The organism is Pseudomonas sp. H1_G08 (genome assembly GCF_054681355.1).
Map to the genome: position 1 here is coordinate 4882879 of NZ_CP162822.1, position 24759 is coordinate 4907637.

At 60.1% G+C, this 24759-nt stretch carries 28 protein-coding genes; 10 read left to right on the forward strand and 18 right to left on the reverse strand.

The genetic code is table 11. The features are described from left to right. Positions 1–94: 94 nt before the first annotated feature. A complete protein-coding gene (locus AB4N85_RS22230) occupies positions 95–1153 on the reverse strand; it encodes a PA0069 family radical SAM protein (protein WP_136493272.1) in 1059 nt (352 codons plus the stop codon). Between the two features lie 271 nt (positions 1154–1424). On the opposite strand from AB4N85_RS22230, the gene AB4N85_RS22235 reads away from it, so the two are divergent. Further along, positions 1425–1700, forward strand: coding sequence for a hypothetical protein (locus AB4N85_RS22235; RefSeq protein WP_252868552.1), 276 nt, complete (start codon positions 1425–1427; stop codon positions 1698–1700). Between the two features lie 59 nt (positions 1701–1759). Here the strand turns inward: AB4N85_RS22235 and AB4N85_RS22240 are convergent, their stop codons facing one another. From AB4N85_RS22240 to AB4N85_RS22250, 3 genes are read right to left on the reverse strand one after another with little or no spacing between them, the layout of a single operon-like run. Beyond that, positions 1760–3061, reverse strand: a complete 1302-nt coding sequence (locus tag AB4N85_RS22240) for a c-type cytochrome (protein ID WP_460065877.1) — start codon at positions 3059–3061, stop codon at positions 1760–1762. A gap of 12 nt (positions 3062–3073) precedes the next feature. Next, positions 3074–4858 carry a GMC family oxidoreductase gene (locus AB4N85_RS22245; protein WP_041476464.1) on the reverse strand — a complete coding sequence of 595 codons (1785 nt, stop codon included), beginning with the start codon at positions 4856–4858 and terminating at the stop codon, positions 3074–3076. 2 nt (positions 4859–4860) lie between these two features. Further along, positions 4861–5607: a gluconate 2-dehydrogenase subunit 3 family protein gene (locus AB4N85_RS22250; RefSeq protein WP_460065880.1), complete on the reverse strand. Its 747-nt coding sequence runs from the start codon at positions 5605–5607 to the stop codon at positions 4861–4863. 280 nt (positions 5608–5887) lie between these two features. On the opposite strand from AB4N85_RS22250, the gene AB4N85_RS22255 reads away from it, so the two are divergent. After that, positions 5888–6535, forward strand: a complete 648-nt coding sequence (locus AB4N85_RS22255) for a phosphatase domain-containing protein (RefSeq protein ID WP_056791274.1) — start codon at positions 5888–5890, stop codon at positions 6533–6535. Positions 6536–6540: 5 nt separating this feature from the next. On the opposite strand, the gene AB4N85_RS22260 is transcribed toward AB4N85_RS22255, so the two are convergent. The 3 genes from AB4N85_RS22260 to prlC form a co-directional block, all read right to left on the reverse strand. Further along, positions 6541–8568, reverse strand: coding sequence for a M3 family metallopeptidase (locus tag AB4N85_RS22260; protein WP_460065884.1), 2028 nt, complete (start codon positions 8566–8568; stop codon positions 6541–6543). Positions 8569–8681: 113 nt separating this feature from the next. Continuing rightward, on the reverse strand, positions 8682–8972 hold the full coding sequence (locus AB4N85_RS22265; protein ID WP_056791282.1) for a YheV family putative zinc ribbon protein: 291 nt from the start codon (positions 8970–8972) through the stop codon (positions 8682–8684). Then, positions 8969–11020, reverse strand: a complete 2052-nt coding sequence (gene prlC, locus AB4N85_RS22270; RefSeq protein WP_095182345.1) for an oligopeptidase A — start codon at positions 11018–11020, stop codon at positions 8969–8971. Before prlC ends, AB4N85_RS22265 begins: the two co-directional genes overlap by 4 nt. Before the next feature lie 89 nt (positions 11021–11109). Between prlC and AB4N85_RS22275 the strand changes: the two genes are divergently transcribed. Beyond that, the gene (locus tag AB4N85_RS22275; protein WP_460065887.1) at positions 11110–11655 is read left to right on the forward strand and encodes a gamma carbonic anhydrase family protein; all 546 of its coding nucleotides are present in this window, start codon (positions 11110–11112) and stop codon (positions 11653–11655) included. A 28-nt stretch (positions 11656–11683) separates the two neighbouring features. Beyond that, a complete protein-coding gene (locus tag AB4N85_RS22280) occupies positions 11684–12334 on the forward strand; it encodes an HAD family hydrolase (RefSeq protein ID WP_252868557.1) in 651 nt (216 codons plus the stop codon). Positions 12335–12433: 99 nt separating this feature from the next. On the opposite strand, the gene AB4N85_RS22285 is transcribed toward AB4N85_RS22280, so the two are convergent. Further along, a complete protein-coding gene (locus tag AB4N85_RS22285; protein WP_252868558.1) occupies positions 12434–13525 on the reverse strand; it encodes an aminopeptidase in 1092 nt (363 codons plus the stop codon). A gap of 58 nt (positions 13526–13583) precedes the next feature. Here AB4N85_RS22285 and AB4N85_RS22290 point away from each other — a divergent pair, with 58 nt between their 5' ends. Further along, positions 13584–14006, forward strand: a complete 423-nt coding sequence (locus AB4N85_RS22290) for a PA0061/PA0062 family lipoprotein (protein ID WP_056791288.1) — start codon at positions 13584–13586, stop codon at positions 14004–14006. Between the two features lie 39 nt (positions 14007–14045). Next, positions 14046–14465 carry a PA0061/PA0062 family lipoprotein gene (locus AB4N85_RS22295; RefSeq protein ID WP_095182275.1) on the forward strand — a complete coding sequence of 140 codons (420 nt, stop codon included), beginning with the start codon at positions 14046–14048 and terminating at the stop codon, positions 14463–14465. A 7-nt stretch (positions 14466–14472) separates the two neighbouring features. On the opposite strand, the gene AB4N85_RS22300 is transcribed toward AB4N85_RS22295, so the two are convergent. Together AB4N85_RS22300 and AB4N85_RS22305 are read right to left on the reverse strand one after the other, a co-directional pair. Further along, entirely contained in the window at positions 14473–14712 is a 240-nt protein-coding gene (locus tag AB4N85_RS22300; protein WP_095182274.1) for a DUF1161 domain-containing protein, read from the reverse strand. A gap of 240 nt (positions 14713–14952) precedes the next feature. Further along, positions 14953–15384, reverse strand: coding sequence for an OsmC family protein (locus tag AB4N85_RS22305; protein ID WP_252868559.1), 432 nt, complete (start codon positions 15382–15384; stop codon positions 14953–14955). A gap of 240 nt (positions 15385–15624) precedes the next feature. Between AB4N85_RS22305 and AB4N85_RS22310 the strand changes: the two genes are divergently transcribed. Then, the gene (locus AB4N85_RS22310) at positions 15625–16626 is read left to right on the forward strand and encodes an LLM class flavin-dependent oxidoreductase (protein ID WP_150637340.1); all 1002 of its coding nucleotides are present in this window, start codon (positions 15625–15627) and stop codon (positions 16624–16626) included. Positions 16627–16790: 164 nt separating this feature from the next. On the opposite strand, the gene AB4N85_RS22315 is transcribed toward AB4N85_RS22310, so the two are convergent. Both AB4N85_RS22315 and AB4N85_RS22320 read right to left on the reverse strand, forming a co-directional pair. Next, positions 16791–17015, reverse strand: coding sequence for a DUF1161 domain-containing protein (locus AB4N85_RS22315; RefSeq protein WP_071173980.1), 225 nt, complete (start codon positions 17013–17015; stop codon positions 16791–16793). Between the two features lie 129 nt (positions 17016–17144). Further along, complete coding sequence (locus AB4N85_RS22320) at positions 17145–17360, reverse strand: dodecin (protein WP_016772305.1); 216 nt, start codon at positions 17358–17360, stop codon at positions 17145–17147. A 166-nt stretch (positions 17361–17526) separates the two neighbouring features. Between AB4N85_RS22320 and AB4N85_RS22325 the strand changes: the two genes are divergently transcribed. After that, entirely contained in the window at positions 17527–17853 is a 327-nt protein-coding gene (locus tag AB4N85_RS22325; protein ID WP_039757078.1) for an ElaB/YgaM/YqjD family protein, read from the forward strand. On the opposite strand, the gene AB4N85_RS22330 is transcribed toward AB4N85_RS22325, so the two are convergent. Beyond that, positions 17826–18743 carry a LysR family transcriptional regulator gene (locus tag AB4N85_RS22330; RefSeq protein WP_095182271.1) on the reverse strand — a complete coding sequence of 306 codons (918 nt, stop codon included), beginning with the start codon at positions 18741–18743 and terminating at the stop codon, positions 17826–17828. The two genes, AB4N85_RS22325 and AB4N85_RS22330, sit on opposite strands and share 28 nt — an antisense overlap. Positions 18744–18856: 113 nt before the next feature. Between AB4N85_RS22330 and trpB the strand changes: the two genes are divergently transcribed. Both trpB and trpA read left to right on the forward strand, forming a co-directional pair. Further along, the gene (gene trpB / locus AB4N85_RS22335) at positions 18857–20089 is read left to right on the forward strand and encodes a tryptophan synthase subunit beta (RefSeq protein ID WP_016772302.1); all 1233 of its coding nucleotides are present in this window, start codon (positions 18857–18859) and stop codon (positions 20087–20089) included. Next, on the forward strand, positions 20089–20898 hold the full coding sequence (gene trpA, locus AB4N85_RS22340; protein ID WP_252868560.1) for a tryptophan synthase subunit alpha: 810 nt from the start codon (positions 20089–20091) through the stop codon (positions 20896–20898). The genes trpB and trpA overlap by 1 nt, the downstream gene beginning before the upstream one ends. Before the next feature lie 58 nt (positions 20899–20956). On the opposite strand, the gene AB4N85_RS22345 is transcribed toward trpA, so the two are convergent. The 5 genes from AB4N85_RS22345 to AB4N85_RS22365 all read right to left on the reverse strand — a co-directional run bounded on the left by AB4N85_RS22345 (position 20957) and on the right by AB4N85_RS22365 (position 24555). Then, positions 20957–22918, reverse strand: coding sequence for a DUF7844 domain-containing protein (locus tag AB4N85_RS22345; RefSeq protein WP_252868561.1), 1962 nt, complete (start codon positions 22916–22918; stop codon positions 20957–20959). After that, positions 22915–23235: a DUF2388 domain-containing protein gene (locus tag AB4N85_RS22350; RefSeq protein ID WP_041476450.1), complete on the reverse strand. Its 321-nt coding sequence runs from the start codon at positions 23233–23235 to the stop codon at positions 22915–22917. The genes AB4N85_RS22345 and AB4N85_RS22350 overlap by 4 nt, the downstream gene beginning before the upstream one ends. A 27-nt stretch (positions 23236–23262) precedes the next feature. Beyond that, the gene (locus tag AB4N85_RS22355; RefSeq protein ID WP_095182269.1) at positions 23263–23580 is read right to left on the reverse strand and encodes a DUF2388 domain-containing protein; all 318 of its coding nucleotides are present in this window, start codon (positions 23578–23580) and stop codon (positions 23263–23265) included. A gap of 108 nt (positions 23581–23688) precedes the next feature. Beyond that, positions 23689–24006: a DUF2388 domain-containing protein gene (locus AB4N85_RS22360; RefSeq protein ID WP_095182268.1), complete on the reverse strand. Its 318-nt coding sequence runs from the start codon at positions 24004–24006 to the stop codon at positions 23689–23691. 333 nt (positions 24007–24339) lie between these two features. Then, entirely contained in the window at positions 24340–24555 is a 216-nt protein-coding gene (locus tag AB4N85_RS22365) for a DUF1127 domain-containing protein (protein ID WP_007911656.1), read from the reverse strand. Positions 24556–24759 lie beyond the last annotated feature (204 nt).

Genomic DNA, 24759 nt, shown 5'->3' on the forward strand with positions numbered 1-24759 from the left:
AAACGCTCTAGAACGTGTGTTCCAGGTCACAAAAAACGTGACTGGCGTGTTTCGGCGGAAGGATTCCAACCCGTCAACCCAAAGCCAATTGTCGCTAAATCAACGACATCTGGCGACCCGGCGGACAGAAGGCCGAGCAGTCGAGGTTATAGCCCTCGCGTTTGTTCAGGCCAAGCTTTTTGATGGCCTTGGCAAATCTTTGTGCGAGCAGGTCTGCAAACGGTCCTTCACCGCGCATGCGCGCACCGAAACGGCTGTCGTAGAGTTCGCCGCCGCGACTCTGGCGGATCAGGCTCAGCACATGGGCGGCACGTTGCGGATAGTGCGCCTGCAACCACTCCTCGAACAGCGGCGCGACTTCCAGCGGCAGGCGCAGCATCATGTAGGCAGCGCTTTGCGCACCGGCGGCGTGGGCCTCGGTGAGCAGGCTTTCGATCTCACTGTCATTGATCATCGGAATCATCGGCGAACACAGCACGCCTACTGGAATGCCTGCTTCGCGCATGACCCGGATCGCGCGCAGGCGTGCCTTGGGCGCTGCGGCGCGCGGTTCGAGGATGCGTTTGAGTTCATCATCCAGCGTGGTCAAGCTGATCATCACCGACACCAGCCGTTGCTGCGCCAACTCGGTCAGCAAATCGAGATCGCGCAGAATCAGCGAACCTTTGGTGACAATGGTTACCGGATGCCGGTAACGCAGCAGCACTTCCAGGGTCTGACGGGTGATTTTGTATTCGCGCTCGATGGGCTGATACGGGTCGGTATTGGAGCCGAGATTGATCGGCGCACATTGATAGCCGGGTTTGCTCAGCTGTTCCTCGAGGACCTGGGCGGCATTGGTCTTGGCAATCAGCCGGGTTTCGAAATCCAGGCCCGGCGACATGTCCCAATAGGCGTGGCTGGGCCGTGCGTAGCAATAGATGCAGCCGTGTTCGCAGCCGCGATAGGGATTGAGCGAACGGTCGAAGGGCAGATCCGGCGAGGTGTTGCGGCTGATGATCGATTTGGCCTTCTCGATGATCACTTCGGTGTTTTGCGTCTCTGGCACTTCCTGATACCAGCCATCGTCCTCGGCCACCGAACGACTGGGCGCAAAGCGGTTGTGCGGGTTGGTTGCGGTGCCGCGACCGCGAGGTGGCAATGGAGTAGACATGAAAACGCCCCGATACTGTATATGCGCACAGTATCGGGGCGATCCTCATCTGGCTAGTGCCGTCGGGCGAGTGGTCAGTTGTGGTTGTTCATGTCCGCTATGTTCGCGGAGAGGAACAGCATTCAGGGCTTTCTCTGATCGTAACCGACGTTCCCACAACTGTGTGCACATACACCCTGTCAGATATGACAGTAGACGTGGTTGCAAGCGCCGTCTTAGGTTAAAGCCTCATGACTAATAACGTCTTGCCAACCGGAATGGATTGAATGTGATGCCAATCAGAATTTTGCTTGAAATTACAGACATGGAACGCGACGGAAGTCCCGAGGTTGTTTTTTATCATTATGGCGATAACGCCACCGAAATGATGGACTACGACTACGCGCTATTTGCCTCTTCATCGCAGGCAAACGATCGCTATGACCTGCTTTCCGAAGAGGTTATCGATAGCGACGGGGATGGCGATATCGATAACCATGACAAGAGACTGTACTTGCAGTTGGCGGATGCGTTTGTGCAGTTCAGAGGTCTGAAATCGACACGATGAACACCGCTGACTCAACATGCGAAGTCATGTCGTGCCAGCGGTCTGTCGACACATTTCGCTCAGTTATGCGAGGTGAGCTGCCCAAGATCGTCACCGGAGGTCTGCTTCATATCCTCCGTACGCAACTCGGCAACATCGGCAGCTTTCACTGGCGCACCCTTGTTGCCCCAGCTGCCACGAATGAAACTCACCACATCCGCCACTTCCTGATCCGACAGGCGCCAGGCGAAACCGGGCATGGTGAAGGTCGATGGCGCGGTGTGCGTTGCCGGCAAAGTCCCGCCCTTGAGCACGATGTGGATCAGCGATGTCGGGTCATCCGTCTGCAGCACCGGATTGCCCGCCAGCGCCGGGAACACCCGGGTGTAGCCCTGGCCATCGGTACGGTGGCAGGCTGCGCAGTTGTCGATGTACACCGACGCGCCGCGTTGGCTGTCGTCGCCGTTCCACAGCGCTTTGGCCACTTTCTCGTCGTACTGATGCGGCTGATCCGCCGGGTCATTGGCCGGCAGTGATTTGAGATAACGGGCAATCGCGGTGAGGTCGGCGTCGCTCATGTACTGCATGCTGTGGGTGACCACATCACTCATACCGCCGAACACTGCGCTGCGATCGCTGCGCCCGGTCTTGAGGAACTGCACCAGTTGTTCTTCGCTCCAGCTGCCGAGGCCATCCTTGTGATCGCCGCGCAGGCTCTTGGCGATCCAGCCTTCCAGCGGTGCACTGCCGGCGAGGAATTCGCTGCCGTCCGCCGCGCTCAGGGATTTTTCCTGCATGGTCAGCGCACGAGGGGTGTGACAGGCGCCGCAGTGGCCGAGGCCTTCGACCAGGTATGCGCCACGATCGATCACCGGATCGGCCGATGTGGCCTTGTAATCCTCGACCTTCGGCGCAAACAGCCAGCGCCAGCCCATCAGCGGCCAGCGCATGCTCAACGGCCAGGGAATGTCGCTGGCCTTGTTCTCCTGCGCCACCGGTTCGACGCCGTGCATGAAATACGCATACAGCGCTTGCATGTCGGCCTGGTTGACCCGCGCGTAGGACGGATAAGGCATCGCCGGGTACAACGTGCTGCCGTTTTTGGCCACACCGTGGCGCACGGCCTGATCGAAGTCTTCGAAGCTGTAGTCGCCCAGACCGGTCTTGTCCGGGGTGATGTTGGTCGAGTAGATCGTGCCGATCGGCGTCTCCATCGGCAGACCGCCGGCGAACGGCTTGCCGCCCTTGGCCGTGTGGCAGGCCACGCAGTCGCCGGCGCGGGCAAGGTATTCGCCTTGCTTGATCAGATTTTGATCAACATCGGCCGCATAAATTGCAGTGCTGCCGAGCAGGGCGACGGTGGCGATAACGAGGGTTTTCATGGTCATCGCTCCTTAAGCCTGCACCAGCGGGCCGGGGTTTTTCAGGTATTGCTCGCGGATCGCTTTTGCCGACCAGTAGGTCAGCGCCGCCACCAGCCCGGTCGGGTTGTAGCCCAGGCCCTGCGGGAACGCCGAGGCGCCCGGGACGAATACGTTGTGCACGTCCCAGCTCTGCAAATAGCGGTTCAGGGCGCTGGTCTTCGGATCGGTGCCCATGATCGCGCCACCGTTGAGGTGGGTGGTCTGGTACGAGGCGGTGTTGAAGTGATCGCCGACCTGCTTGCCGATCACTGCAATGGCTTTCGGGCCCATGGCTTGGGCGATCTTGCCCATTTTCTCGACCATGAAGCGGTTCATCTTGATGTCGTTTTCCTGCCAGTCGAATGTCATGCGCAGCAGCGGCAGGCCGTAGGCATCGCGGTACACCGGATCGAGATCGAGGTAGTTGCCACGGTAGGATTGATGCGCGCCGTGGGCGTCCATCGACACCTGGTGGGTGTAGTAATCGGCGGTGGCGCGTTTCCATGCGCTGCCCCAGGCCGGTGTGCCCGGCGGGTTCGAGGTGCCGGCAATCGGTCGACTGCCAGCCTGGTTGACCCACATCGGCGAACCGCCGACGAAGCCGTGCGGGCCGTGGTCGAAGTTGTCGGCGTTGAAATCGTCCACCGCCACGCCGTTGCCGCCAGCGCCGATGAAGTTGTTGGTGTGGGTGTCCTTGTCGAAGAACGCCTTGATGGTGGCCATGTTCTGGTAGGCGAAGTTACGCCCGACCACGCCTTCGCCGCTGATCGGGTCGTACGGTTTGCCGATCCCGGACAGCAGCATCAGACGCACGTTGTGCAACTGGAATGCGCCGAGGATCACCAAATCCGCCGGCTGCTCGATCTCGCGGCCCTGGCCATCGATGTAGGTGACGCCGGTGGCTTTGCTTTTCGTGCTGTCGAGATTGACCCGCAGCACATGGGAGTTGGGCCGCAGCTCGAAATTCGGCAGGGGCTTGAGCGCCGGCAGAATGTTCACGTTCGGCGAGGCTTTGGAATACATGTAGCAGACGTAGCCGCTGCAGAACCCGCAGAAATTGCACGGCCCCATCTGTGCGCCGTAGGGATTGGTGTACGGCCCGGAAGTATTGGCGGAAGGCAGGTTGTAGGGTTTGTAACCGACTTCTGTAGCCGCCTTGCCGAACAGCTGTGCGGATACGGTGTTCTTCTGCGCTTCAAGCGGGAACGGGTTGGAACGATCCGCCGCGTATGGGTTGCCGCCCTTGCCCTGACCGACCAGTTGGCCCTTCACCGTCCAGGCCTGGCCGGAGGTGCCGAAGACTTTTTCCGCGAAGTCGAAAAACGGTTCCAGCTCTTCATAGCTGACGCCGAAATCCTGAATGGTCATGTCTTTGGGGATGAAGCTTTTGCCGTAGCGTTCTTCATAGTGGCTGCGCATGCGCAACTCGATCGGGTCGACACGAAAGTGCACGCCCGACCAGTGCAGACCGGCGCCGCCGACGCCGTTACCCGGCAAAAACGCGCCCAACTGGCGGTTGGGCAGGGCGATGTCGTTGACGCTGTGGCGAATGGTCACCGTCTCTTTGGAGATGTCCTGAAAGAGTTTCTTGCGCACGCTGTAGGTGAGTTCGTCGATCACCTGTGGATAGTTGCCGTCGGGGTAGGTGTCCTGCATCGGCCCGCGCTCCAGCGCCAGCACGTTGAGGCCCGCCTCGGTGAGCTCCTTGGCCATGATCGCGCCCGTCCAGCCGAAACCGACGATGACTGCATCAACCTTCTTCATTACCGTTGCCATGCTTACGCCCTCTCGCCGCGAATCGACACTGCCGGGAAGGGGTATTGCTCGTTGCGTTCCACCCAATCCATGAAATCGGCGCGGGCGCCGGGGAAACCGATCATGGTCCAGCCGACCATGCCTTTATTGCCACCGTGGATCGGGTCGCAGAAGAAACCTTCCTTGGTGTTTTGCAGCAGCAGATTGAAGAAAATCTTCGCCGGCACCGCGTCGAACTGCGGTTTGCCGGCTTCCAGTTGCTTGAGCAAATCGTCTCGGGTAGCGCTGTCTTGCTCGGCAAATGTTTTACCGCTCAGACCTTTTACCCACTGATCCGTGGCGGCGATGCCGAGGCGATAGATGTCTTTGGGCACCAGTTTGCTCTGCCAGCCCATCTCCGGTGCCGCGTCGGCATTGAACGGGCCTTGCATGTACCACAGGGCACCGGCGGCGTACGGGGTGTTCATCTGCCGGTCGATGTATTCCGGCACGCCCGCTTCGAGGGCACCGGGGCCTTGTGCGTCGTTGGGGATCAACTGGTCGACGGCGGCATTGATGAATGCCCATTCTTCAGCGGTGAAAAAGCTCGGCTGATAATCACCCGCGCCAACAGCGGCAGGTTTTGCTGCGGCCGGCGCCGGTGTACTTTCAGGTGCGGCTTGCAGCACGCTGCTGCCCAGGCCGGTACCGGCAAGCGTGACCACCGGAATCAGGGTCAGGGATTTGCGCAAGAATTCACGCCGCGGGTTGTCTCGATCTTGATCAGACATGGGGGGCACCTCATCAGGCATAGAAGTCAGCCGCTTCTGCGAGCAGCTCGAGGAATTTTGCGTTGCGACGATCAGGGTTCGGTCGGGTAAAAGCCGATCCCTCTGCAACATCATGTGACAAATGGTAGCAGGCTAAGCATCAAGAAAAACCGTTTGCACGGAAAAAAGCCCGGCGCGGCGCCGATTCACGTTTCTTTGACGGCCGGCTCACGGCGCGTTGACCGCTCAAAAGCGAAGCTGCAATTCCTCCCATGAAGATTGCCGAAACGGTCAGCCCAGCATGTCTCGAGTGCGCTTTTTCCCCGCGTTATGTTTTTCGCTTGTTGCACTGTTGCATGGCATTGCCGCCCGGGCGGCCGACGCCACGCCATCTCGCCCGGCCGAGTGGGCACAGCCGGTTGAGGCGCAGTTCAACCTGTTCCGCATGTCACCGACGCTGTATCGCAGCGCCTTGCCCAGCCGCAGTGCGGTGCCGCTGTTGAACGATCTGCATGTCGTCACCGTAATCAACTTCCTGCCTGACGCTGATAGCGACTGGCTCTCCGCGCCGGGCATCAAGCAGGTGCAACTGCCGTATCGCACCAACCACGTCGACGACAGCGATGTGCTCAAGGCTCTGCGCGCGATTCAGTCCGCCGAAGCCGACGGCCCGGTGCTCATGCACTGCAAGCACGGTTCTGACCGCACCGGTCTGATGGCGGCGATGTACCGGGTGGTGGTGCAGGGCTGGAGCAAAGAGCAGGCGCTCAAGGAAATGACCGAGGGCGGTTTTGGTGACAGTCAGCATTTCCACGACAGCGTGCGCTACGTGATGCAGGCCGATGTTGATCGGTTGCACGAAGCCCTGATCAATGGCGAATGCAGCACCAGTGCATTCGCCATGTGTTCGATGAAGAACTGGTTCGACTCGGCGCACGTCCAGCGTTGATCAGTTCAATCGGCTGGCGCAGGAAACAGTGCGCTGTCGATGGGTTTTCCGAGAAAGGCTTGCAGTGCGGCGGGCAGTGCCTGCCTGTCCCCCGAGAGCAGGTGTTCGCGCATGTCGCGGCCCGTCTGTTCGTTGAACAGACCTTCACGTTCGAAGCGCTTGAACGCCTCGCTCGCCAGCACACCCGACCATTTGTAGGCGTACAGCGAAGCCTCATAACCGGTAACCAGATAATCGCAGCTGTTGGCGAAGCGGCAGTAGGCCGGGATGGACAGGTGCGCGAACTCATTTTGCACATCCTCGACTACTTGCTGAACAGTGCGACCGTCACCGTGACAGCGGTGCAGTTCGAAGTCGACCAGCGCGTTCAGCAACAGCATTGCCGTCTCCCGGCTGCGCTGGATGCCTGTGGCGGAAAACGCGGTATTGGCCTGCGCTTCGGACAGACGCTCACCGCTCTGGTGATGCGTACCCAGCCAGCGCAGGAATTGCCCGGATAACGCCCATTTTTCGAACAGTTGCCCGACAAACTCGGCAGCGTCGCGGCTCAGATGCGAAATGCCGGACAGGTTGTAATGCGGCGAACGCGTCAGCACATGATGCAGGCAATGGCCGAATTCGTGCAGCAGAACACGCAGATCCTGCGGATCCAGCAGGTAGGGTTGCCCGTTTGCGGCCGCCGTGTAATTGCATTGAAGCGAGGCAATCGGCAGTAATGGTCGGCCTTCGGCGGTGATCCGTCGATTGCGCAGTACACCGGTCCAGGCATAGTCGTTGCCCGCGTCGCGGTGGAACGGGTCGATGTAGATGTAACCAACCGGTTGCTGACGCTCGCTGATTTCGAACAGGCGAACATTTTCGGCGAAACGCTCGTGGACGGTATTTTCGCTGATGCTGATACCGAACATATGCTCGCTGAAGCGGCAGAGGCTGTGCAGTGTGGCTTGCAGCGCGAAGAACTCGCGCAGGTCCTGCTCCGTGCCGCCGGACTGCTTCAGGCGTAATTGCCCGGCGAGGAAATCGTGATCCCACGCTTCTAGCTGTTCAACCCCGTGCTCGCGGGCCAAGGCCTGCAAATCATCGGTCTCGCCCGCCAGTGACACGGCGTTGCGGGCGATCTGCTGGCGCAGAAAACGACCAACCTGATCGGTACCGGTGGCCATCCGGTTGTGCAGCCGCAGGTGGGCAAAGTTGTCAAAACCCAAGAGCCGGGCTTTGGCATGACGTGCGGCCAGCAGCGTCTGCAAAACCGGCCCGTTATCGAAGCGACCGGCGTGTGGCCCCTGATCCGAAGCGCGGGTGCACCAGGCTTTGAAGTACTCCTCGCGCAGTGCGCGGTGTTGTGCCCGCCTCATGACCTGTTGGTAAGTGTTCTGATCCAGGGTCAGCCGCCACCCGGGCAGGCCGGCCTTGTCGGCATTGGTGGCCAGATGCGCCCGCGTTTCGGCCGGCAGTCCCGCCAATAGCGCGGCATCGTCGATGTCTTTGCTCCATGCAGCGTTGACCGATTTGAGGTTACTCATGAAGCGCTTTTCCAGCAGATCGATTTCGCCGTTCAATCGCGCCAGATCCTTGCGCTGCGCACTCGACAATTGGCTTCCCGCCAAGTGAAACCGGCGCAGGATTTTCGCCAGCGAGGCTTTGCGTGCATCACTGAAGCTGGCGGCTATGGAGCTCTGTGCCAATCGTTGATAAACCTGGAGCAACTGTCGATTGCCGGCCTTCGCAGTCTTGTAGCGCTGCGCGGCGTGCGTACTCAGGGCTTCCTGCATCAACCACTGGGGCTCATCGGCATGACTGATCGAGAGGAATTCGATGATCGCCATGGTTTCATCCAGGCGCGCATCGGCTTCATCGATGGCAATTACCACGTCGTCCCAGTTGGGATGATCGACCTGAGTGGCGATGACGTTTTCGATGATCAGCAGGTTGTCGGCAACGATGCGCTCGACTGCTGGCAGCAGATGTTCGGCGCGTATCGCCGCCCAGGGCGGCAACTGCCAATGTTGCAGGAGTGGGTTGGTGTCAGGCATGGCGTCTTCCGTGAGAGAGGGCTGGATTGGCCAGCCTAATCAGGAAGCGCAGAGGCAAGGTGGTGAATAGATACCGCCACCTGCCGACGATGATCGGCAGGCAGCGGTCGTTGTCATTGTTGCTCGTCGGACTTTTTCTTCAACTTGGGGTTGGGGAAGAACTGCACCGCCTGAACCTTTTTGTCGGCGGCAGGTTTCAGCGCGCTGGTATTGACCCGCGTGCCCAGCTCTTTGGGCACCGACAGGCCTTGCTCGTTGAGCGTGTCGGAGTAACCGCAGGCCACGCATTCGCGGTGCGGCACGCCGTCTTCGTTCCACATCATCAACTTGTCCGGCTCGCTGCACGCCGGGCAGACCGCCCCGGCGATAAAGCGCTTCTTGGTGATCACAGGGCCGTCGCTCATGCTGCCGCGTCCTCACTCAGGCCGCTGTGGCGAAGCAGCGCGTCGATCGACGGCTCACGGCCCCGGAAGTCGACGAACAGCACCATCGGTGCCTGGGAACCGCCGCGCGCCAGAATCGCTTCGCGGAACGCACGACCGGTTTCAGCGTTGAGCACGCCGTCCTCCTCGAATTTCGAGAAGGCGTCGGCGGACAACACTTCGGCCCACTTGTAGCTGTAGTAACCGGCTGCGTAACCGCCGGCGAAAATGTGCGCAAAGCTGTTAGGGAAGCGGTTGTACGCCGGTGGACGCATCACCGACACCTCGTCACGCACGCCCTCCAGCACTTGGGCCACGCTGCGGCCATCGCCGTGGGTGGCGTGCAGTTCGAAGTCGAACAGCGAAAACTCCAGCTGACGCACCATCATCAGCCCGGACTGGAAGTTCTTCGCCGCGAGCATTTTTTCCAGCAGGTCCTGCGGCAGTGGCTCGCCGGTCTCGTAGTGGCCGGAGATCAGCGCGAGGCCTTCCGGCTCCCAGCACCAGTTTTCCATGAACTGGCTCGGCAGCTCGACCGCGTCCCAGGCCACGCCGTTGATGCCGGATACGCCAGCGTGTTCGACGCGGGTCAGCAGGTGATGCAGGCCGTGGCCGAACTCGTGGAACAGGGTGGTCACTTCATCGTGGGTCAGCAGCGCAGGCTTGCCGCTGTCGGCCGGGGTGAAGTTGCACACCAGATTGGCCACCGGGCTTTGCAGCACGCCGTCGACGGTGCGACGACGGTCGCGGGCGCCGTCCATCCATGCGCCGCCACGCTTGTTGGCGCGGGCATACAGGTCGAAGAAGAAGCGGCCGACGTGCTGGCCGTTTTCCTTGATCTCGAACAGGCGGACGTCCGGATGCCAGGTGTCGAAGCCTTTCTGCTCGGCGATCTCGATGCCGTACAAACGCTGGACGATGGCGAACAGACCGCTCAGGACCTTATCGATCGGGAAGTAGGCACGCAGGGTTTCCTGGGCGACGCTGTAACGCTGCTCGCGAAGTTTTTCACCGTAGAAACCACTGTCCCAGCTTTGCAGATCGGCGCAGCCCTGTTCGGCAGCGTAAGCGCGCAGCTGTTGCAGATCCTGCGCGGCGAACGGCTTGCTGCGCTGGGCCAGATCCCGCAGGAAGCTCAGCACCTGATCGCTGGATTCGGCCATTTTCGTCGCCAGGCTCAGCTCGGCGAAACTGGCGAAGCCCAGCAGTCGGGCCAGTTCCTGGCGCAGGTCGAGGATCTCTTCCATCACCGGGCCGTTGTCGTTCTGCCCGGCATTCGGGCCTTGATCCGAGGCACGGGTGCAATAGGCGGCGTAGACTTCTTCGCGCAGCGCGCGGTCTTGCGCGTAGGTCATCACCGCGTAATAGCTGGGGAATTCCAGAGTGATCAACCAGCCATCCAGACCTTTGGCCTGGGCGGCGGCAGCCATTTGCGCCTTGGCTGAATCGGTCAGGCCGGCGAGGGCGGCTTCATCGGTAATGTGTTTGGTCCACGCCTGAGTGGCGTCGAGCAATTGGTTGGAGAAGCGGCTGCCGAGCTCGGACAGCTTGCTCTGCACTTCGGCGTAACGTTTCTGCTCGGCTTCCGGCAGATCGATACCCGACAGACGGAAATCGCGCAGGGCGTGTTCCAGAATGGTTTTTTGCGCGACGTCGAAACTGGCAGCTTCCGGACTGTTGGCCAGCGCTTCATACGCCTGGAACAGTTCGCGGTTCTGGCCCATTTCGGTGGAGTAGGCGCTCAGGGCCGGCAGGCACGACTCGTAGGCTTCACGCAATTCGGCGCTGTTGCACACGGCGTTAAGATGGCTGACCGGGCTCCATGCCGCACCGAGGCGATCGTTGAGTTCGTCCATCGCCAGCACCAGACCGGCCCAGGTCGGGTTCTTGCCCTGGGTCTTGAGGATCTCGGCGATGGCGGCGCGGTTGTCCGCGAGGATGGTTTCGATGGCGGGCAGGACGTGTTCGGCACGGATCGTGGAGAACGGCGGCAGGTCGTAGGACTGCAAAAGAGGGTTGTTCACGCTCACGGTTGGCACCTTGGCTGGAAGAAACATGCGCCCATCTTAATTACAATCGACACTCACCGCAGCTATCGGCGACAGAGAGAGAACTAATCGTGTCCCTTCGCAAATATCAGAATCACATCCCCCGCTTGAGCAACGGCGCATTCGTCGACAGTTCGGCGGTGGTGATCGGCGACGTCGAAATTGGCGCAGACAGCTCGGTCTGGCCGCTGACGGTGATCCGTGGCGACATGCACCGCATCCGCATCGGTGCGCGCACCAGCGTGCAGGACGGCTGTGTGCTGCACATCACCCACGCCGGCCCGTTCAACCCGGACGGTTTTCCCTTGCTGATCGGCGATGATGTGACCATCGCCCACAAGGTCATGCTGCACGGCTGCACCGTTGGCAGCCGCGTATTGATCGGCATGGGCAGTATCGTCATGGACGGTGCCGTGGTGGAAGACGATGTGATCATCGGCGCCGGCAGCCTGGTGCCGCCGGGCAAGCGCCTGCAGAGCGGCTTCCTGTATGTCGGCAGCCCGGTCAAGCAAGTGCGCCCGCTGACCGATAAGGAAAATGCCTTCTTTACGTACAGCGCGGCGAACTACGTCAAGCTCAAGGACCTGCATCTGGCCGAAGGCTACGACCAGCTCTGAATTGCCCTACACCAGCTCAGGAACTCTCATGCATTACCAGACCGTACTGTTCGACCTCGATGGCACCCTGACCGACCCGCGTGAGGGCATCACCCGCTCAATTCAATTTGCCTTGGCCAATCTCGGCATCGACGAACCGGACCTGAGCAAACTGGAACACTTCATCGGCCCGCCGCTGCTGCAAGCGTTCATGCAGTTCTACGACTTCGACGAGGCCAGGGCCTGGGAAGCGGTGAATTTCTATCGCGAGCGCTTCAAGGTCACCGGGCTCTACGAGAATCGGGTGTTCGACGGGGTCACGCCGTTGCTGGAAACCTTGAGCGGGCAGGGGCGGCAGTTGTACATCGCCACCTCCAAACCGTGGGTGTTCGCCCGCGAGATCGCCCGGCACTTCGACTTCGCCCGCCACTTCAAGGTGATCTACGGCAGCGAGCTGGACGGCACGCGGACCAACAAGGTTGAGTTGATTGCGCACTTGCTTGAGGAAGAACGCCTGGACCCGGTGCAGACCCTGATGATCGGCGATCGCAAGCACGACCTGATCGGCGCCCGCAGCAACGGCCTGGATGCGGCGGCGGTGGGCTATGGGTTTGGCAGCTTCGAGGAATTGAACGCCGAATCGCCGGCTTATCACTTTGAAACTTTGAATGCGTTGCATCAGGCTTTTTTGCAGCGCTGAGCAGATGGCTATCGCTGGCAAGCCAGCTCCCACAGGTTAGCGATTCTTCAGGCTCACCGCTGTCCCTGTGGGAGCTGGCTTGCCAGCGGTGAGGTCCGTTCAGCCGCTGGTGGACTCAGGAACTGCCAAGGCCCTCAAAGCCGCCTTACGCTCATCAACCGGCAATCGCCCCAACCGCTCAACCTCGGCATAGAACCTCAGCCAATCCCCACCCACTTGGTTGAACAGCGCCGCAAACGCCGGCACCCACTGGTCATACAACCCGAACGGCAACAATCGCGCGTTGTTCAGTGGCGCATTGACCCAAGCGTCATAACGTTTGTCCCCGGCCCACTGACTGTCGCGCATGACCCGATACTCCCGGCGCAAGTGCTCGAATTCAGCTGCTTTGCGCTCACGCATCTGCTCAACCGACAGCGGCTGCGCATACAGCTTCTCCAGTCTTGAACGCGTGTCGAGTACCAGTTCGATGAACTGGTCACGCTGCTTGAGCCTGGAATCCGACTCTGCCGGTAGCCCGCGAAACGTGCGCCATTGCCGCGTGCCTTCCTGCTCGACGAAGGTGGCGAAAGACTCGTTGAATTCAGTGTCGTCCTTCACATAGAACTTCTGGTGCGCCAGTTCATGAAAGATCAACGTGGCCAGCCGTTCGTCGCCCCAGCCCATCATCGAATTGAGGATCGGGTCATCGAACCAGCCAAGCGTCGAGTACGCCTCGACCCCGCCGATCGACACGTCCATGCCCTGCAAACGTTGAATCGCCGCCTCGCCACGGGCCGCGCTCTGGCTGTAGTAGCCGCGATAGGCCACGCAGCCGGCAATCGGAAAGCAGTGATTCTGCGGCGTCAGGGAAAACTCTGCGGTGGCGAACACGTTCCACACCACGTACGGGCGACCGATGTCGGCGTACAGACGATAGCTCTGGTTATCCGGCAAATGCAGATGCTCGCTGGCAAAGGTACGGGCCTTTTGTGATTGAGCCAGATGCGCGCGCAATTTGGCATCGCGGCTGGGGTCGGCAATGACCTTCTCCACCGGCTCCCGGGCGCGCAGCAATTGCAATTGGCCGCTGGCGAGCTGGCTGTAATAGCTGACGCTGGCGCAACCGTTGAGCAACAAAAACAACACACCCGGAAACAAAATCGGAAAAACGCGATCAAGTAACCCAAGGCTGGAAAACGGCCTGATCAAAATAAGAAATTCCCCGGAAAGTCTGCCCCAAGACTATCCCGCCTCAAGGAGCACCGCTATGCGCATGTTCATGCTGACAGGAGGCCTGCTGACGCTGGCCGGTTGTGCCGGATTCGGAATGCCCGACCCCGACCCCTCGCAAGCCTGGATCGATCTTGACGCTCGCCAACACGACACGGCGCTGCAAGCCGTTCAAGTCGATGCCACCCAGGCCATCGACAAACGCTATTTCGAAGTGCAGCCCGGCAGCCATGAGCTGAAGGTGCGCTATCAATTCCCGGTGGAGGCCACCAATATCGGCCCGACTGCCGAACCGCTGTGGCGCGATTGCCAGTTGAGCGTGAAATTCAAGGACTTCAACGCCGGCCAGCGCTATCAGTTGCAGGCGGGCAGCATCGGCTTCCGGCCTTGGGCCAAGCTTTATGACGAACAGCGCAAGGTTGTCGGTCAGGGCACACCGGCGGGCTGTCAGAGCAGTTGATCGGCGCTATGCTGGAAATCCCGTCTAAGGATATCGATCATGCGCAAGTTGACGACATTGCTGGCCGCCAGTGTGCTCGCCGGTTGTCAGAGCCCGTTGCCGGCGGCCGATCCAGACAAAGCCTGGGTCGACTTCGCCATGCCTACCCCCGGCGGCAAGGTGCTGATGGCCGAGCGCCTGGATAAACAGCGCTCGCGCGACGGACGGTTTTTTCAGGTGACGCCCGGTAGTCATGAGCTCACCGTGCGCTTTGACTTCGAAGTATTCGGGGGTGGTCAGGGCATGGATACCGATCCGCAAGAGCGGCTGTGTTACATGACCGTGCCCTATGAACACTTCGAGGCCGGGCAGCGTTACCGCCTTGAGGCCCGATCGCTGGCCTTCACGCCAAGTGCACGCTTGATCAATCGTCAGGGGCAGATCGTTGCCAACGAGCGGCAGATCAATTGCGTGCCGTGATAGGCAATCAGCTATCGTTTTTCTGATAGATGATTCGCTTGGTGCCGTTCTCGCAAGTACCGACGATCATGGCCGAGTCATGCTGCTTCGCCTCCTCCGCCGTGATGATTTCCAGGGTGTACGTTGGGACCGCTTTCGCCTGAATTTTGACCTCGATTTCCTTTCTGAGCTTTTCGCAGTCCTTGGGGGCTGCGAAAGCGGACGTGGCCAGTGCACTGCAAAGGATCGCCAAGCCAATACGTTTCATCGATGAAGCTCCTTGAGGCAGCGCGCACGGGTGTGCGCTGAAGCTGCTTTCGATTATTCGACCACATTTCTGCGGAGCGGGTTCTGACTTTGCTCACACCTTGTATTAATTGCCGGCCGCTGAGCTGGTTTCGAGACTGCGTTCGCGAGCAGGCTCGCTCCCACACTGGATCTGCGCCGTGCACAAATCCCCTGTGGGAGCGAGCCTGCCCGCGATAGCGTCAGCCCTGCAAACGCCCAATCAGCTGACCAGCGAAGCCTCAAGCGTGATCTTCGCATTCAACACCTTGGAAACCGGGCAACCTTCCTTGGCCTTGTTGCTCAGTTCTTCAAACTGCTGCTGAGTTGCGCCTGGAATCTTCGCCTTGAGAATCAGCTTTACCGCAGTAATTGCGAAGCTGCCGTCAACCTGATCGAGGGTGACTTCAGCGTTGGTATCGATGCTGTCTGCCTTCAGGCCGGCATCGCCGAGAATCATCGAAAACGCCATGGAGAAGCAGCCGGCGTGAGCCGCGCCGATCAGTTCTTCCGGGTTGGTGCCCTTGCCGCCCTCAAAGCGCGCCTTGAAGCCGTACGGTGCTTCCCGCAGTACGCCGGTTTCGGTGGAGATCGAGCCGAGACCGGTTTTCAGATCGCCTTTCCAATGCGCCGATGCCTTTTTCACGATAGCCATGTCTGCCTCCTCAAATGTGGCGCGGAACGCCGCGCCGTCGCGGTTTTTACTAGCAAGGCTTCTGAGGATAGACGGCGGAACAAAGTTCAGCCTGGCTGAATCGTTGACTTTTTTAGTAGGAAATTTCGTCGCTGCTATTGAATCTCGGGTATATGCCCTCATTCCATAAAACACGCTTATGGATTTGGCAGGTTTTCGCTCGCAAGAAAAACCTGCCTCCCCACCCGGAGATGCAGGTTCATGAAAAAACTGTCCGACGTAAAATTTTCCACCCTCGACCTGGTGCCGGTACGCGAAAACGGCAGCGCGGCGCAATCGCTGCGCAACTCGCTGGACCTGGCGCAGCATGCCGAGAAATTCGGCTACACGCGCTTCTGGGTCGCCGAACATCACAACATGGACGGCATCGCCAGTTCGGCAACTTCGGTGTTGCTCGGCTATCTGGCCGGAGGCACGTCGACGATCCGCGTCGGTTCCGGCGGGGTAATGCTGCCCAACCATGCGCCGCTGGTGATCGCCGAGCAGTTCGGCACCCTCGAGAGCCTGTACCCGGGACGGATCGACCTGGGTCTGGGTCGCGCGCCCGGCTCTGACCAGATGACCGCCCGCGCCTTGCGCCGTGAGCGCTCGGGCAGCGCTGACGACTTCCCTGAAGACGTTTCCGAACTGATGCGCTACCTCGGTCCGCGCACTCCGGAACAACGGGTGATCGCCATGCCCGGCACCGGCACCAACGTGCCGGTCTGGCTGCTCGGCTCAAGCCTGTTCAGTGCGCAATTGGCGGGAGAGCGCGGCTTGCCTTACGCCTTCGCCTCGCACTTCGCGCCGCGCTTCATGCACGAGGCGATCCGCATCTACCGCAATCACTTCAAACCGTCGGCGGTGCTCGACAAGCCGTACGTGATGCTCGGCGTGCCGCTGGTGGCAGCGGATACCGATGAGCAAGCCGATTACCTGGCGACGTCTGTGTACCAGCGCATTCTTGCGCTGATGCGTGGCCAGAGCCTGGTGCAGCGTCCACCGGTGAAAACCATGGACGGCCTGTGGCTGCCCCATGAACGTGAAGCGGTGGGCGATTTCCTCGGCCTCGCCATGGTCGGCGGCCCGCAGAAGATCCGAGCCAAACTGGAAGTGTTGATCGAGCAGACCCAGGCGGATGAGCTGATTTTCACCAGTGATCTTTACGAACACGCCGATCGCATCCATTCCTACGAATTGCTGGCCCAAGTCATGAAGGGATAACGCGAACCCTTGTAGGAGCTGTCGAGTGCAACGAGGCTGCGATCTTTTGATTATGATTTGAAATCAAGATCAAAAGATCGCAGCGTCCCGCAGCTCCTACCCGGAAAATCATCGTCCACAAAAAAGCCGACGCATCCGCGTCGGCTTTTGTATTTCAGGCGCAATCAGCCTCGCTTGTAGACGATGTCCTTGCTGCCGCCTTCGCAACTGCCGACGACGTCGCCATCAGCGGCCGCACCCTTGTCGACAACTTCCAGCGAATAACCGGATACGCCTTTGGCGTCGAGCTTCGCGGCGATTTCGCTTTTCAGCTCTTCACATGGCTTGCCGGCTGCAAACGCACCACCCGCAAGGCTCAACAAACCTACTGCCAACATGAACTTCTTCATCGGTCGCACTCCCTGGTCGGATTGAATGAGGCGGGCATCGGGTCATCCACCCGATGCGCTCACCTTGTAGCGCTTTGCCATTCCCTATGGCACTCGGCCAGCGCGCAAGTTCAGAAGACTAGCTCAAACTCAGCTGGCGGCAATCTTGAAGCCGACTTTCAGCGTTACCTGAAAGTGCGCCACCTGGCCGTTTTCGATGTGGCCACGGGTTTCGGTCACTTCAAACCATTCCAGATTGCGCAGGGTTTTGTTGGCTTCGGCCAGTGCGTTGTTGATGGCGTCTTCGATGCTGGTGGTGGACGAACCGACCAGCTCGACTTTCTTGTACGTGTGATGGTCACTCATGGCGTTCTCCTTGGGTTGGAATGGCGTATGAAATTGAGCCTAGCAGGCAATTGCACTGTTGATTTCGGCGCCTCTGCGCTGCCGAAGTTCAGAATTTCTGCACTTTCTCGAAGTGGTGAAGTCCCAACCAACACACGCCACTCATCACCAATGCAGGAGAGCCACCATGGCCAACACCTCTTTACGTAAAGCCTCGTTGCAAAGCATGGAAGCCGAGATCGAGAGTCTGCTCAAATCGTTGGAAAGCTTGAAAGACGATGCTTCGGACGAGTCGCGCAAGACCCTCAAGGCGCTGAAAAGCAATGCCGAAAGTGCACTGAAACATTCCCGTCATCTGCTCAGCGACGCGTACGAAGAAGTCAAAGTGAAAACCCGCGAGACCGGCATTGCCACTCGTGATTACGCGCAGGAACATCCTTGGACCACAGCCGGTGTGGCTGTCGGTGCAATCGGTCTGCTCGCTGCCTACTTTTTGTTCAAGCGCGGTGAGTGATCAGGCTGGCGCAGCTCGTTTTTGAGCCACTGCGCCAGTTGCCGGGCGCGCCCGTCCGCGGCGCGCTTGGGTAGCCACAACGCCAGTTGCGCCGGGGTTTCGCAGAAGCCCCACGGCGCAACCAGGCGACCCGCCTTCAGGTCTTCAGTTACTAACGGCTCCGGTGCGATTGCCACGCCGAGACCTGCAACAGCCGCCTCCAGCAAATAATACAAATGCTCAAAACCTTGCCCGAGCTTCAACGCCTTGGGATCGAGGTGGTTTTGCTGCGCCCAGCTGGGCCAGGCTTGCGGGCGAGAGGTGGTGTGCAGCAAGGGCTGCTTGAGCAATTCTGCGGCAGGAGCGTCGTGCAGGTTCTGATAACCGCTGAATAACGGGCTCATCACCGGGCCGATGCGTTCCGCCGCCAGTTCATAGACCTGCATATCGGCCGGCCACGGTGGCTCGGCGAACAGCAATAGCGCATCGAGTCCCGGGCGCCGAGGGTCGAGATCGCCTTCACCGGCCGACAGGTGCAGTCGCAGATCCGGCAAATCGGCATTCAACCGCCCCAGGCGCGGAATGAACCAGCGCGCCAGCAGACTCCCCGAACAACCAAGCACGAATGGCGCATCGGCAGTGCTTTGGGTCAATTCCGCACAAACACTGCGCAAGCGATCGAACGCCTCTGCGCTGGCATCGCGCAGACGCACGCCGGCATCTGTGAGTTTCAAGCCGCGCCCATCCTTCACGAACAGACTCACGCCGAGATGTTCTTCAAGCGCTTTCAGCTGGCGGCTGACCGCGCCGTGAGTGACATGCAGCTGCTCGGCAGCCTGACTGACGCTGTTCAGACGGGCGGTGGCCTCGAAGGCGCGCAAGGCATTGAGCGGGGGAAGGTCGTGGCTCATGGTATCTGTGAGTTTTCCTGACAGGTTGCGGCGATCTTATCGGTTTTCAGCCTGGAAAGTCAGGGGTAGAGTGGTCGTCATTGTCTTCTGACCGAATTCACCTGGAGCGACCCATGACCCAGACTTCGAACACCTCTGATCTGCGTAACGGCCCTGACGCCAACGGCCTGTTCGGTGCGTTCGGTGGCCGTTATGTAGCGGAAACCCTGATGCCGTTGATCCTCGACCTGGCCCGCGAATACGAAGCGGCCAAGGAAGATCCGGCATTCAAAGAAGAATTGGCCTACTTCCAGCGTGATTACGTCGGACGTCCGAGCCCGCTGTATTTCGCCGAACGCCTGACCGAGTTCTGCGGCGGCGCCAAGATCTACCTCAAGCGTGAAGAGCTGAATCACACCGGCGCGCACAAGATCAACAACTGCATCGGCCAGATCCTGCTGGCGCGGCGCATGGGCAAGAAGCGCATCATCGCCGAGACCGGCGCCGGCATGCACGGCGTGGCCACGGCCACCGTCGCTGCGCGTTTCGGTCTGGACTGCGTGATCTACATGGGCACCACCGACATCGAACGTCAGCAGGCCAACGTCTTCCGCATGAAGCTGCTTGGCGCTGAAGTCATTCCGGTGGTGGCTGGCACCGGCACCCTGAAGGATGCGATGAACGAAGCCCTGCGTGACTGGGTGACCAACGTCGACAACACTTTCTATCTGATCGGCACTGTGGCCGGCCCACACCCTTATCCAGCAATGGTCCGCGACTTCCAGGCCGTCATCGGCAAGGAAACCCGCGATCAGCTGCAGGCTCAGGAAGGTCGTCTGCCGGACAGTCTGGTGGCATGCATCGGTGGCGGTTCCAACGCCATGGGCCTGTTCCACCCGTTCCTCGATGACAAGAGCGTGGAGATCATCGGCGTCGAAGCCGCCGGTTATGGCATCGAAACCGGCAAGCACGCGGCCAGTCTGAACGGCGGTGTGCCGGGCGTGCTGCACGGTAACCGCACTTTCCTGCTGCAGGACGACGATGGGCAGATCATCGACGCCCACTCGATTTCCGCTGGCCTCGACTATCCGGGCATCGGCCCTGAACACGCCTGGTTGCATGACATCGGCCGCGTCCAGTACACCTCGGTGACCGACGACGAAGCGCTTGAAGCGTTCCACAAATGCTGCCGTCTGGAAGGGATCATCCCTGCCCTGGAAAGCGCTCACGCCCTGGCCGAAGTGTTCAAACGTGCACCGAAGCTGCCGAAGGATCACCTGATGGTGGTCAACCTCTCGGGCCGTGGCGACAAGGACATGCAAACCGTAATGCACCATATGCAACAGTCGCAGCAGGAGAAACACTGATGAGCCGCCTGCAAACCCGCTTTGCCGACCTCAAGCAACAGAACCGCGCCGCGCTGGTGACCTTTGTCACCGCTGGCGATCCTGACTACGACACTTCGCTGGCAATCCTCAAAGGCCTGCCTGCCGCAGGTGCCGACGTGATCGAACTGGGCATGCCGTTCACCGATCCGATGGCCGATGGCCCGGCGATCCAGTTGGCCAATATCCGCGCACTGGGCGCCAAACAGAATCTGGCGAAAACCCTGCAAATGGTTCGCGAATTCCGTGAAGGCAACAGCGACACGCCGCTGGTGTTGATGGGTTACTTCAACCCGATCCACAAATTCGGCGTCGAGCGTTTCATCACAGAAGCCAAGGATGCCGGCGTCGATGGCCTGATCGTGGTCGACATGCCACCAGAGCACAACGAAGAGCTGTGCGACCCGGCGCAGGCTGCTGGCCTGGACTTCATCCGCCTGACCACGCCGACCACCGACGACGCGCGCCTGCCGCGTGTGCTCAACGGTAGTTCCGGTTTTGTCTACTACGTGTCGGTCGCGGGTGTCACCGGCGCCGGTGCAGCGACTCTGGAACACGTGGAAGAGGCGGTTGCGCGTCTGCGTCGGCATACCGACCTGCCGATCAGCATTGGCTTCGGTATCCGTACACCGGAGCAGGCTGCGGCCATCGCGCGTCTGGCTGACGGTGTGGTGGTGGGCTCGGCGTTGATCGATCACATCGCCAGTGCCGATACGCCTGAGCAGGCCATCGATGGCGTGTTGAGTCTGTGTTCGGCGCTGTCCCAAGGCGTGCGCAAGGCTCGCGTCTAAAGCCGCAGGGGAAATCAAAAAGGCTTCAGAACAGGCGTTCTGAAGCCTTTTTTTGTGCTCAGGGCAATTGCAGTCCGCCCGAAGCCTTGTGCAGTTTGCGCAGATGCTCGCCAATCTGTTTCACGTTGGCCTCGCTGGCGGCAATCTCGGCGGCGCGCTTGGGTTCGAGCAGCTTGCGCACTTCGGTATCGAGATCGCCTGACAGGGCGAGCAGCTTCTTCTGCCGCTGGCTGCTTTCCGCTTCCAGTCGGCCAAACTCGCTCGGCTGGGGCAGTCCGTAACCTTTAGAGTCGAGCAGTTCCGCCGGGCGGCTGAGGAAACCGCTGTTGGCGAGAATCTCCTGCAAGGTCGCGTTGGCCTTGTCCATGCCGCCATTTTCCAGCTCGCGGGCGCCGAGGTAGCGTTGCTTGACCTCGTCCTGGGCCAGCAACAACTGCCGGCGGAAACTCGCCTGCTCGAGCAGCAACAGCGCGGCACTGGTGCGCAGGTCGGCGCGATCGAACCATTCGCGGCGTTGTTCAGCGCTGAGTGACAGCCAGTCTTCGACAGTGTTCTGCTTGATCGGCAGCTGCTTCTTCAATACATCGAACATCGCTTGATAGCGATCGCGGAACGAGTCGAAGCGGTAACCCAGACGCAGCGCTTCTTTCGGATCGTCGAGCACACTGGTGTCGGCCAGACCACGGCCCTTGAGCACCTCGAGCAAACCGTTGGGCATGATGCTGTCGAGGCCGACCAGTTGGCTGTTGTTGCTGCCGCTGCGCAACAGTTTTAAACCTTCTACCGCGCAGTTGTTGGACAGGAAGAAATAGTTGCCGTCGTAGCTCCAGTGCATCTCGGCGGCATGTTCGACCACGCCTTCGATTTCCTCGCGAGACAGGTTCAGCGGCACTGAAGCGAGGCTGCGCAGCTCGGTCTTGGTGTATTCGTCGATCACCTGTGCCAGCGGCAACACGAACAGCCGCGACGGGTATTTGCCGACCAGTCCGTCCCAGCTCGACAGCTGCACATCGCCAACGAAGGCGCGATAGGACAGCACCAGGTGCTGGTCGAGGTCGAGGCGGCAATCCGGGCCACGCGGGCGACCGGGGGCGCAGATCACCAGGCGCAACATGCTGTGGCCCCAGCGGCTGACCCAGTTCTGATTGGCTTCGGCCAGCAGGTAATCGACAGCGTAGACCCGTTCCGGATCGACTTGCCCCAGAGGCTGCTTGGCGAAGTCATTGCCTGCATTGAGAAAGGCAAAGCTCTTGCTGCAGGTGTCCTGCGCTGGCGGCGCCCAGCCGAAATGTTCCTTGTAGTAGCGATACAGCGCCGGGCGGCGGCAGGCGTAGCTCGGGTCGAGGAGGAAGTACTCCATGTTGACCGCGACAAATTCCTTGGGACTGGAAATTTCGTACAGGTCCGGGCTGCGAGCGATCTGCCGGTTATGTTGTTCACGCTCGCCACGGCGGCCGACGTACTGTTGCCACCCGGCCAGATCGAGCAGGCGCGGATCGTCGCTGATGGTGAAGCGGCGACCGTTCTGCCCGCGACACTCATCGGGAATACCGATCAGCCCGGCGCTGTTGAAGCGTCGGGTGCAGCGCTGGATCAACGTGCGCTCGGCGCTTGGCCATAAACGCGCGCGGTCGTAGATATGCGTGATTTCGTGCAGCACTGTGGCCAGCAGTTCCTGGCGCACAGTGCCGTGGGGGCGATTGGTTTTCTCTTTCGCCGCGCTGCCATCGGTGAGAGCGACGAGAAGCTTGCGATTCAAATCAAGTTCGGCAACCAGCGTCGCCTGCCCGTAAGCATTGGCCGGCATGTCGTCGGTCCAGCCGACGTCGATGCGCCGATCCAGCCGCTCGATGAAGCTCGGCGGCAGTTTCGCCATGGCCTCATCAATCAGCGCCTGACTGGCCTGTTGTTGAGCCGGGCTCAGACCCTCGGTCTTGAGCCGCAATTGAAGGCCGGCGTGGGCGCTGTTGCCAAGCAGCAACAACACCCCGGCCAGCAGCCAGGCGCCAACGGACCTCACAGTGCGAGGATGGCTTCGGCGAGTACCTGATCACTGGCGTCGCGCGCTTCCGGCACCCGTGTACGCAAGGTGTTGAGAGCGGCTTCGAGGTGCGCGCCACGGATGTCGCCGTTGCTGGCGACGAAACTGGCGGCGTCGTCGTGGGCTTCGCGGATGATTTTCGAATCGCGAATCGACGTGGTGGTATCGGAGGTGAAATCGATGCTGCGCTGGGAGGCACGAACGATGATGTTACTGGTGGCTACCAGGGTGTGCGCCTGGGCCACATCGGCCAACACAAACAGGCCAAGGGCGGCAGCAATCAGCGGGCTACGCATGGAACGACTCCGGAAGGACAAGGATAACTATTGGACGAGAATTGCTTCTGCCAGTTCAAGGTCGCTGGCATGAAGTTTCGGCCGGGTTTTGCGCAGGTAATGCAGCGCGGATTCCAGCCGTGCGCCTCGCCATTCACCGTCACTGGCGACGAAGGCGGCCGCGTCATCATGGGCGGCGAGCAGCAGTTTACGGTCGAACGGCGCAGAAGACACCATGCTGGTGGCGTAACCGCTGACAACCGTGCCTTGGGTCGATGCATTGAAAGCATCGAAGGCGTTGGCAGACATCGCCCAGCAGGCGGTGAATAGAGTAGAAGAGATGAGCAAAGTTGGAAGAAAGCGCATGGGACTCGACAACTGTTAGCGAGCCTGAAGGCTAGCGCAAATGCCCGGGCCAGAGCCAGCGTTGAAACATCGGGACACGGCTGGCGTGTCCCGCAATACCGCAAGCGATCAGAGCGTCAGAATGGCCTGAGCCAATTGGGCATCGGTGGCATTGAGTTGTGGCACCTGATGGCGGATGTGATCGAGCGCGCTTTCCAGCTTCACCCCACGGATATCGCCTTCGCTGGCCACGAAGCTGGCGGCATCGTCGCGGGCGGCGAGGACGATCTTGTCGTCACGGAACGAGGAGGTCACATCGGAAGTGGCGTCGGAAGTGGCTTTCAGCGCGCCGACGATCGAGTCGGTGGTGACGATGAAACTGGTAGCACTGGCGTTGGCAGCCACGGCCAGCAGGGCGGCGGCACTGAGCAGGCGAAGACGGGTCATGATGTAACTCCTTTGGATAAACCGTAGTGAGAGGTGGCTCGGTATCTGAGGAGTCAGACGCCTGTTGCGCAACGTTCGCCACGTTCTGCATGGATATTAGGCTGCCAAATCCGGTTCGCCCAGTGGTGGCCAGTGATACTCCAAAGGTTCTGCATAACTGTACTGGTGTCATCTGGGGCTTTCGTGAATTGTACCTGTACTCATTCAGTTATGCGTTTTAGAGCATTCAAGGCCCTGAAACGACAAAACCCGTCGTGGTTGCCCACGACGGGTTTTGCTTGTGCAATTCGGGTTGCTGGCGGTGGGTCTGACGACCAGAGCCAGCGACGCTGCTTAGCGCCAGAACGGCTTGCTCAGCTCTTCGTAGCGTTGTGCTTCGCTGATACCGGCATCGGCCAGCAGACGCGAATCCAGACGGGCCAGTTGGTGGCGGCTGGAGATGCGGCGCTGCCACAACATCAGGTTGGCAATAACGCGCAGAGGCAGGGAAGCCTGGGTGTTTACAGCTTTGTCTTCGAAGAACAGTTCGGAACTGAGTGTACGTTCCATGGTTGACATCCTTCCGCTTGTGGCGGGATCAGGTAGTGGTTTGACTGGTGCCCATGATCCTCTCGTTTGCCTAGTCTCTGTAGATACAGTTCATTTGTATTGTGAGTGAGCAGTTAACTGTTTATGGATGGTGTACGGGTCGAAATTGGGCAAACTGTACCTGTCTGCACTTGATTGGTGCATTTCGGCTCGTATCAGGGGGTT